Origin of the sequence: Sorangium sp. So ce1335 (assembly GCF_051521615.1) — a bacterium.
Taxonomy (GTDB): domain Bacteria; phylum Myxococcota_A; class Polyangia; order Polyangiales; family Polyangiaceae; genus Sorangium.
Genome location: NZ_CP150363.1, coordinates 5,174,645 through 5,188,831 on the forward strand (window position 1 = coordinate 5,174,645; position 14,187 = coordinate 5,188,831).

Below are 14,187 nucleotides of genomic sequence, written 5' to 3' on the forward strand. Positions count from 1 at the left end.
CTCACGCGACGGAGCGCGCTCGATTCGCTTGTTTGTTAGAGTGGCCCCGTGCCGCCGGACCTCCCCACAGGGCGCGTCGACGCGCTGGTCGTGACCGCGCTGCAGGACGAGCTCGAGGCGGTGCTGGCGCTCGGCGACGGCGGCCGGGACGGCTGGCGCGAGGCGCGCGATCCGGCCGGGTTTCCGTATTACGTCCGCGAGATCCCGAACGCTCGCGGCCAGCCGCTGCGCGTCGCCGCCGCGTGGTCGGGGCGGATGGGCGAGAGCGCGGCCGCCGCGCGGGCGCAGGGGCTCATCGAGGAGCTCGACCCGGGGTGCCTCGCGATGTGCGGCATCTGCGCCGGCAGGCGCGGCGAGGTGTCGCTCGGCGACGTCATCGTCGCGGACCGGGTCTACAGCCACGACGAGGGCAAGCGCGTCGCGCCCGGCGAGGGCGGCGAGGGCGGCTTCTTCCACGACATCGAGACGTACAACCTCGAGCGCACGTGGAACATGGACGCCGCGCTCTTCGCGCGCGAGTTCGAGCGCGCGACGCCGCTCGCGCGCGAGCGCCCGCCGTCGAGGGCGTCGCAGGCGTGGTGGCTCCGGCACGCGCTCTATGCGAGCCAGGTCGAAGGCGCTCCCTCCCCCGTGGCGCTGCCGGAGCGCGCCGAGCGCTGCCCCGGGTGGGCCGAGCGCGTCGGCGAGCTGGAGGCCGACGGCGCGCTCCGCATCGGCGACCGCGGCCTCGAGCTCACGGAGGCGGGCATGGCGCAGGTGCGCCGCGAGCGCGTGATCCACCCCGACGGCCCGCCGCCGGCCCGGCCGTTCCGCGTGCACATCGGCCCGATCGCCACGGGCAAGGCGGTGCAGGAGGACCCCGCGCTGTTCGAGCGGCTCAGGCCGATCGGGCGCAAGGTGCTCGGCGTCGAGATGGAGGCCGCGGCGATCGGCTACGTCGCCGAGCGCCTCGGGCGGCGGTCGATCGTGGCGAAGGCGGTGTCGGACCACGGTGACCACGACAAGGACGACAGCTTCCGCGCGTTCGCGTGCCGCGCCTCGGCCGAGTTCCTCTTCGCGTTCCTGCGGCGCACCCTCTCGCCCGGGCGCGCCGACGACGCCGGACGGGGCCGCAGGCTGCGCCGCTTCCCGGCGCGCGCGCGGGGCGGCCACGCGGAGCACGGCGACGACATCGTCCTGCCGGGCGAGGGGCGCAGCGACGACTTCCTCTCGCGCGTCGAGCGCGTGTGCAGGCTGCGCGAGCCGGACGGCGTCGAGATCGAGTGGTTCGACGCTCCCCTCCCCTTCGGCTGCTACCTGCGCGTGTCGGTCAACGAGGGCGGCATCGTCCGGATCGCGCCGCTCGCGGCGCTCGAGAGCGGCATCTCGACCGAGGCGGTCTCCGCGTTCCTGGAGAGCATCGACGCCTCGTACCGCCGCGACGACCCCGGCCTCGTGTCCACGCTCGTCTACGGCGGCGAGCCCGCGCCGGAGGAGCTCGTGCGTTACGCGAGCGCGCGGCGCGTGCGGCTCGTGCGGTTCCTCGAGTACCAGGGGCTCATCGACTTCCGCGGCTACCTCGCGTGGCAGAACGCGAAGCTCGAGCGGGACCCGACCTACCCGTCGGCGCTCTACGTCGACCAGCGCGTTGCGCTCACGATGGGCCAGGACGAGGCGCTGCGCGAGCGCGCGCTCGACGCGTTCGCCGAGCTGCTCGACTCGGAGCACAGCCGGTTCGTGCTGGTGCTCGGCGACTTCGGCACGGGCAAGACGTTCCTCCTCCGCGAGCTCGCGCGGCGCATGGGCAAGACGGGCGGCGCGCTGACGCCGGTGCTCATCGAGATGCGCGCGCTAGAGAAGGCGCGCGACCTGAACGCGCTCATCGCGCAGCACCTCGCGCTCGCGGGGCTCGGCAAGATCGACCTGCCCGCGTTCCGGCACATGCTCGCCGAGGGGCGGATCGCGCTCCTGTTCGACGGCTTCGACGAGCTCGCCTTCCGCGTCACGTACGACCGTGCGGTGGAGCACTTCGACACGCTGATCCAGGCGGCGCAGGGCAAGGCGGCGAAGGTGGTGGTCACGAGCCGCAGCCAGCACTTCATCTCGGAGCAGCAGGTGCGGTCGGCGCTGGCGGAGAAGGCCGCCCTGCTCCCCGGCTACCGGCTCGCGCGCCTCTTGCCGTTCACTGCCGAGCAGATCCACCGGTTCCTCGTGAACCGGCTCGGCAGCGAGGAGGCGGCCGACGCGCGCATGCGGCTGCTCGCGGACGTGAAGGATCTGCTCGGCCTGTCGGCGAACCCGCGGATGCTCGGGTTCATCGCGGAGATCGAGGAGGCGCAGCTCCGGCAGGCGAAGGCGGGCGACGGGGAGATCACGTCGGCGGGGCTGTACCGGCTCCTGCTCGACCGGTGGCTCGTCTGGGAGTACGAGCGCGCGCACCCGCGGGGCGCGCAGCCGGGGCTGTCGGTGGCGCAGCGGTGGCGGGCGGTGACGGAGCTCGCGACGCGGCTGTGGCAGCGCACGGAGCAGAGCGTGAGCATCCGCGAGCTGCCGCCGGAGCTCATCGCGGCGCTGCAGGCGCTCGGGCGGCACGAGCTCGACGTGGCGGTGGCGACGCACGAGATCGGGTCGGGCACGCTGCTCGTGTGGGACGACCAGGAGAACTTCCGTTTCATCCACCAGTCGGTGCTCGAGTGGCTGGTGGCGCGGGAGGCGGCCGAGGAGGTGCAGCGCTCCGGCGAGGCGCCGGCGCTCGCGCAGCGCGAGGTGAGCGACCTGATGGCCGACTTCTTCGGGGCGCTCGCCGGGCGCGAGGAGGCGGCGGCGTGGGTGAGCGCGGCGCTCGGCGGCGCGTGGGGCGCGGTGGCGGCGGCGAACGCGCTGCGGCTCTACGGGCGGATGGGGCTCGGCGTACGCGAGCGGATGTACCTCGCGGGGGCGGAGCGGATGTACCTCGCGGGGGCGGATCTGCGGGGGCAGGATCTGTCGGGGAAGGACCTCAGCGGCTGCGACCTGCGGGGGGCGGATCTGCGGGAGGCGAAGCTCGTGGGGGCCAACCTGAGCGGGGCGCAGCTCTCGGGGGCGCAGCTCGACGGGGCGGACCTCTCGGGGGCGGCGCTCTCGGGGGCGGATCTGACGGGGGCGACGGCGGTGCGGTCGCGCCTCGTGGGCGCGGACCTGACGGGGGCGAAGCTCGCCTCGGTGAAGCTGCGCGGGGCGAAGCTCGTGGGCGCGCGGGGCGCGCGGTTCGACGCGTGCGACACGTTCGGCGCGGCGATGCCGGAGGCGGCGAGGTTCGAGCCGAGCTGGGTGCAAGAGAGCCGATGTAACGCCGTGGCGATCAGCCCCGATGGGACGGTGCTCGCATCCGGCCACGCCCGCTGGGTCGTGCTGTGGGACATGGCGACCGGCAGCGCGCTGCGCAGGCTGGATGGTCACTCCGACTGGGTCACGAGCATCGCTTTCAGCCCTGACGGCGAGACCCTCGCCTCCGGCTCTGAAGATCACACGATCCGACTCTGGGATGTATCGACGGGGAATGTGCTCGGCGTGCTCAGGGGGCACGTGCATGACGTGACGAGCGTCGCCTTCAGCCCCGACGGCGAGATGCTGGCCTCCAGCGCTCGTGACGGCACCGTGCGACTCTGGCATGCGACCGCATCGAGTCAGCTCCGCGTGCTCGAGGGTCATCTGGGCGGGGCGAAGGCCGTGGCGTTCAGCCCCGACGGCGAGATGCTGGCCTCCGGAGCTCATGATGCCACGATCCGGCTCTGGAAGACCTCGACTGGCGACATGCTTCGCGTCTTGAGCGGCCACCGGGGCGGCGTGCTCAGCGTCGCGTTCAGCCCTGACGGAGAGAGGCTGGCGTCGGGATCCATGGACTACGATATCGGGCTCTGGCAGGCGTCGACGGGCGAGGCGCTGAACATGCTGAAGGGTCATGCGCGGCACGTGAGGAGCGTCGTGTTCAGCCCCGACGGCGCGACGCTCGCATCTGCCTCTGGAGACGGCTCGGTGCGGCTGTGGCACGAGTCCAACGTCATGTCGCACGTGCTCGAGATGCATTCCGCTGGCGTGACGAGCGTTGCCTTCAGCCCCGATGGCGCGACGCTCGCGTCTGGCTCGAAAGACCGGACCGTACGGCTCTGGCAGGCGGCGACAGGAGGAGCCCTCCGTGTGCTGAACGGGCATCCAAGGATGGCGTTCGCAGCAGCCTTGAGCCGCGATGGCTCCACGCTGGCGCTCGGCTGCGAGGGATCCGGCGTTCATCTCTGGCGCATGTCGACGTGGAGCGCGCTGCCTTCGCTGAAGGAGAGCGGCAGTTGCGCCTCGAGGTTGGTCTTCAGCCCTGACGGCACAGCGCTGGCATTCGCCGCTCACGACCGCACGATCCGGGTGCGAGAGCTCGGCACGAACGACGTCGCACGCGTGCTGGAGGGGCACTCCGAGTACGTCACGGATGTCGCGTTCAGCCCTGATGGGACGACGATCGCGTCGAGCTCGTTCGACAGGACGGTGCGGCTCTGGCGCGCCGGGACGGCAGACCCGTCTCACGTGCTGGGAGCTCACGACGATGTCGTCAGGTGCGTCGCCTTCAGCCCTGATGGGAGGACGCTCGCATCTGGATCGGTCGATCGGACCATCCGGCTCTGGCAGGTGAAGGGCGAAGGAGCAGCGCGCGAGCTGGGAGCTCACGACGCCGTCGCGAGGTGCGTGGCCTTCAGCCCCGATGGAAGGACGCTCGCGTCCGGCGCCGACGACACCGTCGTGCGGCTCTGGCCGCTCGATGGCGGAGGCGAGCCACGCGCGCTGCGCGGCCATGGCAGCCGGGTGATGAGCGTGACCTTCAGCCCTCACGGGGCGTTGCTCGCATCGGCCTCCGATGACCGCAGCGTTCGCCTGTGGGACGCGGCGACAGGCGACATCCTGTGCGTGCTGCAAGGGCACTCCGATTCGGTGATGGACCTGGCCTTCACCCCTGACGGCGACACGCTCCTCTCCAGCTCCGCCGACGGAACCCTCCGCTTCTGGGACGTGCGCACCGGTGCATGCCTCGCCGCGCTCCTGATGCTCCCTGAAGGCTGGGTCGCCTTTCGATCCGACGGCCGTTACAAGCTGGGCGGCGACATCGCTGGGGGATTCTGGCACGCCGCCAACCTCTGCCGCTTCGAGCCAGGCGAGCTCGACGCCCTCATCCCTGGCCTGCGCATCGCGGACGACGAGCCGCTGCTGCCCGCACCGCCTGGCCGTCTCGGCCGGGGCTGAGCGCCGGTCGCGGGGAGGGCGGCCGCTCCTGGCCAACCTCGACCGAGGCGCGTGCGTCCTTCAGCCCCGCAGGTCCCAGGGGCCTCGCACGCGCCGGCATCGCCGCCGCGCCGGTGTTCGCGCGGCGCGCCCCCGCTGCGGTAAGCTCCGTGCGACGTAGGAGCCCCCGATGAGCTTTGCCCGGAAGCTGGGTCGCACCGCGACGAGAGCGGACCTCGAAGCGCTGCCGGACACGATGCGCGGCGAGATCATCGACGGCGACCTCTACGCCTTCCCCCGCCCGCGCGCCCCGCACGGGAGCCTCGAGACAAGCATCGCCACGGACCTTCACGGCCCCTTCCAGAAGCGGCGCAACGGCCCCGGCGGCTGGTGGATCCTCGTCGAGCCGGGCGTCGAGCTCCCTCGCGCCCCGGAGATCTCGGCGGACGTGGCGGGGTGGCGGCGCGAGCGGCTGCCTCGCCTGCCCGTCAAAGAGCCCATCCGCGTCGTGCCGGACTGGGTCTGCGAGGTCCTGTCACCCGGGACACGCGCTTATGATCTCATCGTCAAACGGCGCTTCTACGCCGAGATCGGCGTGAGCCACCTCTGGTATGTGGATCCCGAGGCGAGATCGCTCGCGGTCAGCCGCCTCGTCGACGGCAGGTGGCTCGAGCTCGGCGTCCATGGTCCGGCGGAACGGGTGCGCGCCGAGCCGTTCGAGGAGGTGGAGCTCGATCTCTCCATCTGGTGGGAGGACCTCGACCTGGACGGCGATTGAACGCCTGACCCCCGATGACCGGCTGCACCGTGAGCCCCGCCGTCGCGGTCGCCAGGCGCCGGATCCCTCGTCACGACGCTCGCGTAGCTCTGCTTCTCTGGCTCTCCCGCCCACGGCGAGGACCGGCACCGGTCTCCAGGGACAGCCGAACGCCTACGGCTCCTCGTCTACCACCCCGATCACGATTCCCCCGAGCCGAGCCTCGTCCGCGCGGCACACGACACCGCGGATGACGCAGGCGTGGCTGTCCCGCGGCGCGCCGGTGTCGGCGTAGCGCGCCCCGAAGCCGCGGCGTCCGGAAGCTCGCTGCAATTACGCAGGGCAGCAGTGTTTCATGCGCGCCAGACACGATGCCTCGGCGCAGGCCGATACCCGCCCCCGGACCTCCCTCCGGGGCCGTGCGCAGGACATCGTGGATTGTTGGCCCCGCCCGGGACACGCCTGTAGACGGCGCCCCATGGGCTCCACCCGGACGGCCTGGCATGTGCTGCTCGTCGCGCTGCTCACCCAGCGCGGCTCGCGGCGGTTCGAGGTGCGCAGCGAGGTGCCGCTCTCGACAGAGCCGCTCCGCGCGGACTACCTGCTGCTGCGCGGCGGCGCGGGGCCGAGCGAGCCGGCCGGCACGCTGAAGCGGCTCTGGGACCTGCTGCCAAGGGACACGATCGTCGAGTTCAAGAGCATCGGCCGGCCCTACCGCCGGCGCAACCTCGACCGGCTGTGCAGCTACCTGCACCTCTACTGCGCCGACCAGCCGGAGCGGATCGAGCAGCGGAGCGACCTCGGCGGCGTGCTGCTCGTCCCGTCGCGCACCAGGTCGCTCGACGCGGACGTGGCCGACCTCGGCCTGGCGTGGGGCGACCTCGGCGGCGGCTACTGGCGGCTCCACGGCGGGGCGTTCACGCTGCTGGTCGTGGAGATCGACGCCGCGGCGGAGGCCGAGGACGACGATCTGCTACGCTTGTTCGGTCACGGCGAGGCCCGAACCGTCGAGGCCCGCCGGTGGCTGTCGCAGCAGCTTGGAGCCGAGGAGATCGCCATGGACATGCACGATTTGGAGGGCTTCGACGAGGTGCTCAGGAAGCTCCTGGCCACCCTGCCGCCCGAGCGGGTGCTGTCGGCCTACGCCCCCGAGCAGCGCCTGGCTGGGCTGCCTCCCGAGCAGCGCCTGGCGGGGCTGCCTCCCGAGCAGCGCCTGGCGGGGCTGCCCCCCGAGCAGCGCCTGGCGGGGCTGCCCCCCGAGCAGCGCCTGGCGGGGCTGGCCCCCGAGCAGCGCCTGGCGGGGCTGCCTGCCGAGCAGCGGGTCGCCGGCCTGCCGCCCGAGCAGGTGCTGCTCGCCTTGCCAGACGAGGTGCTCCGCGCGCTCTCCGATTCCTACCTCGACACGCTCTCGGCAGAGACGCGCGCCACCATCCGCGCGCGCATCGGACGGTAGGGGCGCAGCACCCGCCACAGGAGCGGCAGCACCGTTCTTCCGAAAGCGGCAAGGACAACGCGCGCGGGCGAGGTTCGTTGCTCCCTGACCCCTCGCGCAAGGCGGCGCTCACCGGGCCCGACTGGCTAGACTGCGGGCCGATGCTCCTCCCCTCGAAAGCGACAGGCCTCGCCGCGCACGCGGGCGTGTTGCGGCCGTGGCCGTCCGTGCTGGCGACGTGGGGCCCTGGAGAGCGGAGCACGCTGCACGCCCACCACTGCTGGCACCTCGTGCTGGCGCTCGACGGAGAGCTCCAGGTCCGCGGGGCCGACGCGGGCCCGTTCCAGCCGGGAGGCGCCGTCGTCACCGCCCCCGACGTCGCGCACGCGGTCGACGCGTCGGGCAGACGTGTGCTCCTCGTGTTCGTCGAGCCGGAGAGCGACGCCGGCGACGGGCTGGCCCAGGCGTTCGGGGCCTCGAAGCTCGAGATCGTTGGCAGCGAGACGGCGGACCGGCTGCGGTCGTGCGTCGCCGCGGTCGGCGACGGCGGGCTCACGGCGGCGTTGCCCGGCGTGTTCCAGGCGCTGGGGGTCGCGCTCCCGCCGCCCTCGCCGAGGCCGAGGCACCCGGGCATCCAGCGGGTGCTGCGCCACCTGCGGGCGGACGACGGCAGCGCCGATACGTCGCTCGAGGCGCTTGCGCGCGTGGCGCGCCTCTCGCCCGGGCGGTTCATGCACGCCTTCACGGAGAGCGTCGGCGTGCCGCTGCGCCCCTACCTCCTGTGGCTCAAGCTGGAGCGCGCCGGGGCGGCGATCGCCGGCGGCGCGACGCTGGCGGAGGCCGCCGCCGCGGCCGGCTTCGCGGACGCGGCGCACATGACCCGGACCTTCCGCCGGATGTTCGGGGTGAGCCCGTCCGACCTGAGACGTCGTAGCCAGCTGGTTCAAGACGGGTGAAGGGCGGATTGCCATGTTGCGCGCATGGCACCTCTCCTTGTCCTCACGGTCTCGTTCGTGTTGTTCCTCGTGCTCGGGCGCCTCGGCGTCAAACACCTCGCGAGCTGGGTGACGTGCTTGAGGTACGCCCTCGCGGCCATGTTCCTGCTGACCGCATCGGCCCACTGGGGGAGCCGGCGCGCCGAGCTCGTCGCCATGGTGCCGCCGGCGCTGCCCTATCCCGAGCTCCTCGTGACCGCCACGGGGGTCCTGGAGATCGCGGGCGCTGCGGCGCTCCTCGTCCCGAGGCTCGCGCCATGGGCCGCCGCCGGGCTGACGGTGCTGCTCGTGGCGATGTTCCCCGCGAACGTCCACGCCGCGCGCGCGGGGCTCACCCTGGGCGGCAGCCCTGTGACGCCGCTCGTGCCGCGGACGCTGCTGCAGATCGTGTTCCTGGCCGCGACGGTGGCCGTGGCGATCGTTGGCCGCCGCGAGAGCCGGCGCCGGAACGGGGAGTAAGACGCGGCGCTCCGCTCGTACAAGCCGCAGGCCATGTCGCGACATGCCCGCCTGCCTCGCCGACCAGCCCCTGGCCATGTCCCGACATGCCCGCCTGCCTCGCCGACCAGCCCCTGGCCATGTCCCGACATGCCCGCCTGCCTCGCCGGCCAGCCCCTGGCCATGTCCCGACATGCCCGCCTGCCTCGCCGACCAGCCCCTGGCCATGTCGCGACATGCCCGCCTGCCTCGCCGACCAGCCCCTGGCCATGTCCCGACATGCCCGCCTGCCTCGCCGGCCAGCCCCTGGCCATGTCCCGACATGCCCGCTGCCCGCCTGCCCCGCGGTCCAGAGGATCCCGGACCCCACCTCGAGTTGATTGCTACCCGCAATCACGAGGCTCGGATCGAGAGGCAGGGCGACACCTGGACGCGCTCGGGCCGCCAGGCCCCGCGCTGGACCCGCGAGAACGGGCACGATAGCCTCCGGTCCGGTGCGCTTTCGCCGGAGCACGCCCGAGCGAGCCTCTCTGGTGATCGAGAGGCATCGAGGAGCGGAAGACACCCATGATCAGCGTCGCGGTGAAGGTGGAGACGGAGTGCGGCACCTGCCGGCTGCCGATGCCGGTAAACACGCTGGCCCGCGAGGTGACCTGCCAGAGCTGCGGGAGACCGACGGTGATCGGCGGCGATCTCTGGCAGGCGCTGCTCCGCGCCCCCCTCTACAACGGCCCGAGGTTGCTCGCAAACGAGCTGCGCCGCAGCTCGGCGGGCAAACTCTCGGCCGCCTACGTGCGGCGCGGGCCCTGCTGCCACGGCTGCGGGAAAGAGATCCCCGTCGCGGCCATCCAGGAGGTGCGGGAGCAGGCGATGCTCCGCTGCGATCGATGCGCGCAGCAGACCTGGGTGCGGGCAGTGCCCGCGCAGCTCTCCGGAGCGCTCCCGAACATCACGCACCTGGTCGGCGAGGATCCGGACCCGCTCGCCGGAGCGCCCGCGCCCGAGGCCGAGGCGGCGACGTTTCCGTGCCCGCAGTGCGGCTCGCCGGCCGCGTTCGACGGCGTGAACCGCGCGTCCACCTGCCGGTTCTGCAGGGCGAGCGTGCACGTGCCGGACGGGTTCGTGTACCGGGGGCGAAGGAAGGTGGCGGCAAGCTGGGTTCTCTGCTTTCACCCCGCGGTCCCCCTGAACGCCCCCGCGCCGCAGGCCGTCGCGGCGGGGCTGTTCGACTGGGAAGGGCTGCCGGTGGCGGCCGTGGATGCCGAGGGGAACCTCTACTGCGCGGCCACGCAGTCGCACTGGTATCATGACGATAGCGGCCATGTGAGGGAAAGGCGTGACAACGTCCTGTGGTCCGTCGATCCATCGTTGAACATCCGCTGGATCCAGCGCGATCGCACGGACGCGGTGCGCTTCATGTACTGCCTCAAGGACACGCTCGTCGTGATGCACCGGGGCTTGTCGACGCTCTGGCTCTCGCCGGAGACGGGGGCGCTCGTCGACCGCCCAGGCGCTACAGCGCCGATAACCACGCCCGCTCTGCTCGATCACGACATCGAGCAGGATCCGCTGGCCGCTGACCGTGATGGTTCGCTGTTGCTCCACGACGACGGCAGGCTCCGGCGAATTGCCCAGAACGGAGCGGAGGTGCCCGTCTGGGCGAATCAAGCTCCGAGGGGCGACCCCGATGACGACTCGAGCTGGGGCTTGCGCGCTCTCCCCGATCGGCCGGTGGAGGTGGCCATCTGGCTCAGAAGTATGTGTTGCGGCCCGGATGGCTCACTCTATCTGTTGGACACGAATGCGCTCGCCCGCTTCGACGCCGAAGGACGCAAGATTTACTGCGTGGATCTCCCTGACGAACCCCCGGAACGAGAGCGCCGGATGCTCGGTGCCGACCTCCGCGGAGACGCCTACGTGCTTCGCAGCAGCCGGCTCGTACGCGTCGGCCCGACAGGAGATCAGAGCACTGTCCTTGAATCCCAGCGCGACGCTCTGCCGCTGTCGGAGGTCAGGATCGCCGTGTGCCCCGGTGGGGGACTCTGGCTTCTCGGCAAGGCAGGGCTTGCCTGGAAGCTCGACGCTGGCGGCAGGCTGCTCTTTGCCAGTGGAAACGAGCCCAGGCCCGCGAAGCCAACCCGGGAGGCGCTCCTTGATCGGAAAGCGGCCGCTGAGGAGGCAGCAGAGGCAGCGCACAAGGCGCAGCTCGATGCCCTCGTGACGCACCATCAGCAGATGGCAGATGACGCCATCAGAGCGGAGGCCGCGGAGAAGAAGCGATCCAGGACGTTCGGCTGCGTGATTGCCTTCATTGGGCTCATGGCATACATCTGGTTTCTTGCTTGGGAGAGCTCACGCCATTAGAGTTTTTTGTCTCACCCGAGCTCGATTCGGCCGCTGAGCTTTATCGTGCCCGAGCCGCAGGTGAGCTTCGCTCCCCCAGATTTCAGCTCCACGCTCCCGCTCTTTACCGTGCACGCCGACCCGCCTTTGGCTATGCGCGCGTCGCCTGATGAGACAGTCAGGCCCACTCCATCTCTGCCGACGGTGACCTTGCCGGAACCTGCCTCCATGCCCCAATCGCCCCCTTTTACGGTGAGGGTCTTGCCGTCCATCTGGGCGTTCGACGCAGCGGTGAGCTTCATGCTGCCTGCGGCGTTCGCCGTCAGCGTGTCGCTGCTCTGCAATGCCATGGCACCCCCGGATTTGATGTTGGCCGCGCCGCGCGCCTCGGCGATCAGCGGCCCTCCAGATTTCATCTCCAGTCTGGTACCCGCATCAATGTCCACGACCTTGCCGCTCTTGATGCTCATCAGGTGACCGCTTGTCAGCTTCACTGCGACGTGTGACAGTAGATCCACGAGCTCGTTGGATGTGATCAGGGTGCTCCCGCTGCCCGCGATTTCCACGGCGGCGGGCGACTTGAGCATCGCAGCGCCTCCCCCGGCGACGATTGCCTGGCCCCCGGATGACAGCGTCGCCGTGACCCCGCCGCACACGAAGGCGTCGACGTCTCCCACGATAGCAGAAGTCACAGTGGCTGAGTTCAGGTTCAGAGGGCTTCCTGGAGCAGTGATGATGCCGGGGATTCGGCCCGCGCTCGCGAAGCCGCCGGCCGCCGTCGCCATGGTTTTCGCCACGGCGACGGCGGCATGCTCTGCGCTCCTTTGAAGGATCTTGACGTTCGAGCTGTACAGGTCGACCACACCTTTGATACCCGCGCTGGCGGTCTTGGCGTTCTCGATCGTATTGAGCGATTCCCGTCGGGCGATCGCGTCATCACCCTCGGTGATTTGCTTCTTGTGCCCGTCCGCTATCTGTTTCGCCCGCTTCGCGTCGAGGGTCGCCTTCTCGGCTCGCTGAAGGTCCTCGGGATAGTACAGCGCTTCCCATTCCTGGCGCGTCATGGGCCGCGCTGTCCCGTCCGCGGTCGCGACCTTGGGGGCCGCTCGCAGGCTCTCATCAGACCATCGTCTCGCCATGGACCGCTCGATCTCATCGGCGCGCGCCTGAGCTTTGACGGCGTCTTCGTCGAGCCTGGCTTGCTCCAAGCTGTCGAGCTTTGCCGGAATGTCGAGAGCGCTCTTGGCAATGCCGAGCAGGCCGTCTATCAGCTTCTGACCCTTCTCGCCCTTGAGCGCGTTGAAGACGCTGCTCGCGAGCCCGGCGTGATTGACGGAGTTCCCGGCAGTCAGGATGGAAGCGATGTCGGATACCACCGTGTTCACGGACGTGAGCGTGCTCACGCCTGCGTTCGCCACCGCCGTCCAGGCCTCGCTCGTCGTGAGCGCCGCCCCCGCCTCGGGCGTGTTGGGCGAGCCGAGCTGGAACGTGGCGCCCCCGAACGGCGTCGCCAGCTTGATGCGCTCCTCCCCCTCGGTGTCGTCGATGTTGATCTCGTTGCCGCCGCCCGTGCGGATGACGTTCCGCCGCCCGTTCTTCGCCCCGACCGTGCTCGGGGTCTGCGGGTTGGGCACCGCGCCGGTGATGATGGGCCGGTCCGGGTCGCCGTCGATGCAGGTGAGGATGACCTCGACGCCGCTCCGCAGCGGGAAGTGGAACCCGTACCCCGCGCCCGCGTGGGGCTGGGCCATGCGGACCAGCCTGGAGGCCTTGCCGTCCTCGGCGCCGCTCGTGTCGAACTGGAAGCGCACGCGGTAGCGGCCGGCGTCGTCGATCTCGGCGTACTGGCCCTTCTCGGCCGCGTCGATGACCCCCGTGATGGCCCCATGCACCCTGGGCTTGGGGGTGACGCGCGGCGGGCGGTAGGTCGTGGAGAAGGGGATCGCCCGGAGCTCGTTCGTATAGGCGTGCTCGCCGCCGGTCCCCATGTTCATCGTCGCCTGCTGCAGCCTGTGGCGCACCTCGACGAGCAAGAGCTCGATGTCGCCGCGCGGGTGCCCCTCGAGCGTGAACCGCGCCCCGGCGCCGAGGGCCTGCACGTCGCTCGCCCCCTCGAAGACCTTGCGGCCCGCGCGCAGCTCCTCGGCCCGGATGGCCGCGATGCGCTCGCCCTCGTCGGGCGTCTTGAAGTGCGCCCCGTACTCGACGATGCCGCCGCCGGCCGTATCGGAGACCGTCGCGGCCGCCATGAGCGGCACGTGCGGCGTGCGGTAGTTGTAGTCCTTGACCACGTAGCGGCTCGGGACCTTGCGCGTCGTGCCCTCGAGCCGGTGGACGCCGGCGTGCTCGCCCCGGGGATAGAAGTGCGCGCGACCGCCGCCGGGGATGGGCCGAAAGCCGCTGTTCGCGTCGGCGAAGACGATGACGTCGCGGCCGTCCCGGTGCTCGAAGAAGAACGAGATGCCGAGGTGCTCGGCCAGGCGCGAGGCGAACTGGAGATCCGTCTCCCTGTACTGCACCACGTACTCGCGGGGCGGATACGACCCGACCAGGCGGAGCTCGAAGTCGTCGCCCTCGCACAGGCCCGCGCGCTCGAGCTTCTTCTTGAGGATCTCCGGGACCGAGAGGTCCATGAAGATCTCCGACGTCTCGGTGAGCGTCATGCGGAAGGCGCGCGGCACGAACGTGAGGGTGTACGCCGTGTGCGCCGCCTCGGTGAGGAGCGCGTCGCGCACGACCGCGATCTCGCCGAAGAGCCGCCGCTCCTCGCGGTCGCCCCGGAGGAACACAAGGGCGGCGGGCTCCGCGAGCAGCGCCTCCTCGTCGAGCCCCTCCGGGCTCTTGCACACGACGTGGAGCTGGAACTCGAACAGCTGCGAGATGACCTCGCGCCCGGTGAGCTCGTACAGCTCGACCGCGTCGGCGGCGAAGGCGCGTGACTCCAGGCGAGCAGACAGGATGTCTTTCATGGGCGTCCCTCGGGTGAGAAGGCGCCAGCA

At 71.2% G+C, this 14,187-nt stretch carries 7 protein-coding genes; 6 read left to right on the forward strand and 1 reads right to left on the reverse strand.

Annotated elements, in window-relative coordinates; all coding sequences use genetic code 11:
• Nucleotides 1-48: 48 nt before the first annotated feature.
• The 6 genes from WMF24_RS19000 to WMF24_RS19025 all read left to right on the forward strand — a co-directional run bounded on the left by WMF24_RS19000 (nt 49) and on the right by WMF24_RS19025 (nt 11,209).
• On the forward strand, nt 49-5,244 hold the full coding sequence (locus WMF24_RS19000; protein WP_437737840.1) for a pentapeptide repeat-containing protein: 5,196 nt from the start codon (nt 49-51) through the stop codon (nt 5,242-5,244).
• Between the two features lie 169 nt (nt 5,245-5,413).
• A complete protein-coding gene (locus WMF24_RS19005) occupies nt 5,414-6,001 on the forward strand; it encodes a Uma2 family endonuclease (protein ID WP_437737841.1) in 588 nt (195 codons plus the stop codon).
• A 457-nt stretch (nt 6,002-6,458) separates the two neighbouring features.
• Complete coding sequence (locus tag WMF24_RS19010; protein WP_437737842.1) at nt 6,459-7,433, forward strand: hypothetical protein; 975 nt, start codon at nt 6,459-6,461, stop codon at nt 7,431-7,433.
• A 140-nt stretch (nt 7,434-7,573) separates the two neighbouring features.
• Complete coding sequence (locus WMF24_RS19015; protein ID WP_437737843.1) at nt 7,574-8,368, forward strand: helix-turn-helix domain-containing protein; 795 nt, start codon at nt 7,574-7,576, stop codon at nt 8,366-8,368.
• 24 nt (nt 8,369-8,392) lie between these two features.
• Nucleotides 8,393-8,866, forward strand: coding sequence for a DoxX family protein (locus WMF24_RS19020; RefSeq protein ID WP_437737844.1), 474 nt, complete (start codon nt 8,393-8,395; stop codon nt 8,864-8,866).
• A gap of 546 nt (nt 8,867-9,412) precedes the next feature.
• On the forward strand, nt 9,413-11,209 hold the full coding sequence (locus tag WMF24_RS19025) for a hypothetical protein (protein ID WP_437737845.1): 1,797 nt from the start codon (nt 9,413-9,415) through the stop codon (nt 11,207-11,209).
• Between the two features lie 11 nt (nt 11,210-11,220).
• On the opposite strand, the gene tssI is transcribed toward WMF24_RS19025, so the two are convergent.
• Nucleotides 11,221-14,157 carry a type VI secretion system tip protein TssI/VgrG gene (gene tssI, locus WMF24_RS19030; protein WP_437737846.1) on the reverse strand — a complete coding sequence of 979 codons (2,937 nt, stop codon included), beginning with the start codon at nt 14,155-14,157 and terminating at the stop codon, nt 11,221-11,223.
• Nucleotides 14,158-14,187: the final 30 nt, after the last annotated feature.

Bases quoted from the DNA above. Each gene is read 5' to 3' on its own strand.
- WMF24_RS19005 (WP_437737841.1), top strand. From the start codon at position 5,414: ATGAGCTTTGCCCGGAAGCTGGGTCGCACCGCGACGAGAGCGGACCTC.
- WMF24_RS19010 (WP_437737842.1), top strand. From the start codon at position 6,459: ATGGGCTCCACCCGGACGGCCTGGCATGTGCTGCTCGTCGCGCTGCTC.
- WMF24_RS19015 (WP_437737843.1), top strand. From the start codon at position 7,574: ATGCTCCTCCCCTCGAAAGCGACAGGCCTCGCCGCGCACGCGGGCGTG.
- WMF24_RS19020 (WP_437737844.1), top strand. From the start codon at position 8,393: ATGGCACCTCTCCTTGTCCTCACGGTCTCGTTCGTGTTGTTCCTCGTG.
- WMF24_RS19025 (WP_437737845.1), top strand. From the start codon at position 9,413: ATGATCAGCGTCGCGGTGAAGGTGGAGACGGAGTGCGGCACCTGCCGG.
- tssI (WP_437737846.1), bottom strand. From the start codon at position 14,157: ATGAAAGACATCCTGTCTGCTCGCCTGGAGTCACGCGCCTTCGCCGCC.